A 3292-nucleotide genomic window follows, 5' to 3' on the forward strand; every position below is an offset into this window, starting at 1 on the left:
GTATTTATTTAAAAAATGATTTAAAAGATTTAGAAATATCATTAAGACAAATTATGGCGATATTAATGGACAAAAAAATTATATTATTAATAATTGTTTTGATTATACTCATTGCAGGGGTTTTATTTGTTGTTAATTCAAAAAATGTCAGTACAAATAACAATATTACTAACAACACTACCAATAATACAACTACAAAAGAAGTAAATATAACGAATTGGACATTATCTAATGATTCAAAAGAATCAGGTAATGCAGGACAATCTTCATCATCATCAAAACAATCAAATAGTGAACCGGATTATAATTCTGATGAGTATGTTAAAAAATGGGATCAATCCCAACAAGGTGGAGGCAGCTGGGCTTATACTCATTCACAACCAACTAAAACTGGTGAGGATGGACATCAATATAAAAGAATGTATAATCCAGACACCGGAGAGAGTTATTGGGGTTACATGTATTAACATTTTCAATTTATCTAAAATTATATATACTCATTAAACACAATGTATATACTATGAAGGGCTTTGTAATTAAAATAGAATTATATGGAAAACAGCCGGAAATTTCAAGGGAGCTGATTCTGCCTGAAAAGACAACGTTCACAGAGCTTCAAAAGATAATCAAGAAATTATTCACTTTCAGCGATAAGCTGGGTAATGGCTTCTGGACAAATACTAATCTTCTTTCATATATAGATCCTAAAAACTTTCTTGTTGAAAAATACATCCATCAAAATCTTTATTTCGAAGACGGCTATAGTGATGAAAAGTGGTATGAAATAAGCCTGAAAAAAGTCATTGACTATGATGAAAGCTATGCAAAGATAATCAGTTACTGCGGAGATTTCAATATAAAAAAAGCTCAAAAGGAATTAAGAAAAATTCCAATTCTAAAAAACAGGGCCTATGATATAATCATAAAATCCAAAAAGACTAACGGATGCATTGAAAGGGAGTTTCTCATTCCTGAAAAGACAAGCTTTAATGAACTGGAAGAAATTATATTAATAGCTTTTGACACCGAGCCCGTTTCATTTAAAAGAGACTTTGTCATGGTTGATGAATGCTTTAAAAAACCGGCTAAAATAACAAGCGAAAACAATGAGTTCAGCATTGAAGTCAAAAAGAAAATCTATTCAAAAATAAACTTTCCCGTGCTAATAGATTTCAGGGGAGGAAGAAATCCCTTTGATTTGTGGTGGGAGTATTATCCCGAAATTCCCGATGATGAAACCCAGTCCATGTTAGACGATTTTTTCCATTGCAATAACTTTAAATGTAAGTCTTTATAAATATTAATCCAATTATTTTTAAGGTGAAATTATGGTCAAGCCAATCAAACTGCATCTGGAGGATATGGGACCGATTAATGAAGCTGACATCAACATTCCAAAAGTTACTCTCATCGCCGGAAACAACTCTACAGGAAAATCAACCTTATCCAAGTTTCTATATTCATTTTTAAGGTCAAACTCATTTAACCGTCAGGAAATTGCATATGAAAGTATAGCAAATCTAATCCAGTCCGAATCCTATTACCTGTCAAGGAGATTTAACAGAAAAACTCCAATATTCAATAGAAGAGATAATTATGAAGATATTTTGGACGGCTACAGGGATTTGAAAAATGCACTTTTTGAATCCAACATTTCCGATGAGGAACTGGAAGAGTCAAATGACCAGATCAATACGATTGACGATTTAATCAGGGTCGTTAATGAGGATTCCTATGAGCTTTACGTTTCGCTGATGAGAAGGCTTCTTGAAAGTGAGTTTTCATCAACCGATTTCAAGGGCTTTATTAAAATCAACGATTTTACTATTGACTTTAAAAACCATGACTTCAATGATGATGACGCATTCGGGGCTGATTCCTCCATTCTCATCAATGATGCTTTCTATATAGATTCCCTGTCTGTTCTTGATACCTTCGAAAAGTTCGACAGAAAGGCAACTTACCATCTTGAGTATCTCAAAAAGAATCTCATAAGCAAAAGAAGAGATGTCTTTGATGAAAAAATCAACACCAATATCATTGAGTTGGAAAATGAAGTATCAGACATCATAAAGGGGAGATTTGTTTTTGAACGGGGCGAGTTCAAGTTCATTTCAGATACCGACATCAAATCAGACATGTCAAACACGGCTTCCGGAATAAAGCAGATTGGAATTATCCAGCTGCTTCTGGCAAACCGCAGCCTTAAGGAAAATTCATTTTTAATAATTGACGAGCCTGAAGTCAACCTTCATCCGGACTGGCAGTTCAGACTTGCAAAGATTCTGGTTTTAATATCCAAAAGGCTGAACGTTCATGTCTACATCAATACCCACAGTCCCCTTTTTGTCGAGTCGGTTGACGCATTTTCGCAATACTATGATATTGCAGACGATACCGCATATCACATAACCAGAAAGTCAGATAAGGACGGACTTTTCAACATCACGCAAACCGACAACCTGAGCGATATCTATGATCAACTTGGAAATCCCTACTTTAAAATGGATATGCTGAGGATTGAAAAGGAACTTGAGTAGGTGATTTTATGGATCAGCTGAGCGTTTCAGAATTTATGGATTTTTTCGAATCATTCAGGGACGAATACTACTTTTCCATAACTGAAATTTCAAGAGCAAAGACAGGTAAAAGGCAGCCGCTTATTATAAGCGATTTTAAGATGTTTTCCCTTGACGACATGTGCAAAAGATACAAAAGGGTTAAAAATCATCTTCCAAAAACCGTTGATGCAGTTCACTTTGAAAACAGGAACGGCAGGTTCACTCTTTATCTGATTGAATTCAAGAACTTCTCCATGAGAGGAACATTCTCCACATACCGGCTGCTTGATGCACTCTATGACAAGCTTGAAGAGAAAAATCAGATTGATGAAAAAAATATTTCAGACGGATTCTTAAAAAACTTCAATTTAATTCGAAATCATTTTGTAGACAGCATTGAGTTTGATTTGAGAATGAAACCTTTGGAAACCATTCTTGTAAGTCTGCCGTGGCTTTATGAAGAGTACTGTAAAGAGAAAAATCTTCCAAAAAAGGATTTCAGAGCATTTATGAAAAATATTGATATAAAATTAATAGTTTTCATCAACCGCTATGCTCCATACAGAAACGTTTCGGCAGACAGAATGTCAGCCAATAAAATCGACAATGCACTTAAAAACCAGTACAACAGACTGTTCTATTCAGGAGTCATTGTTTTTGACAGACAGAGGATACTGTCACATGACCAGTTTGAATATTTCATAAAAAAAGAAAAATTAAGTGAAATCTAT

Annotated in this window: 4 protein-coding genes; all 4 read left to right on the top strand. The window is 34.3% G+C overall.

What is annotated here, in order from left to right; translation table 11 throughout:
* On the top strand, nt 1-467 hold a 467-nt coding region (locus tag ACKI5C_RS01505; protein ID WP_407431325.1), incomplete at its 5' end, for a hypothetical protein.
* A 53-nt stretch (nt 468-520) separates the two neighbouring features.
* The gene (locus tag ACKI5C_RS01510) at nt 521-1297 is read left to right on the top strand and encodes an IS1096 element passenger TnpR family protein (protein WP_407431327.1); all 777 of its coding nucleotides are present in this window, start codon (nt 521-523) and stop codon (nt 1295-1297) included.
* Between the two features lie 31 nt (nt 1298-1328).
* Nucleotides 1329-2540, top strand: coding sequence for an AAA family ATPase (locus ACKI5C_RS01515; RefSeq protein ID WP_407431329.1), 1212 nt, complete (start codon nt 1329-1331; stop codon nt 2538-2540).
* An 8-nt stretch (nt 2541-2548) separates the two neighbouring features.
* Nucleotides 2549-3292: hypothetical protein (locus tag ACKI5C_RS01520; protein WP_407431331.1), on the top strand; the 744-nt coding region annotated here is incomplete at its 3' end.

This window comes from Methanobrevibacter sp., assembly GCF_045646045.1.
Taxonomy (GTDB): domain Archaea; phylum Methanobacteriota; class Methanobacteria; order Methanobacteriales; family Methanobacteriaceae; genus Methanocatella.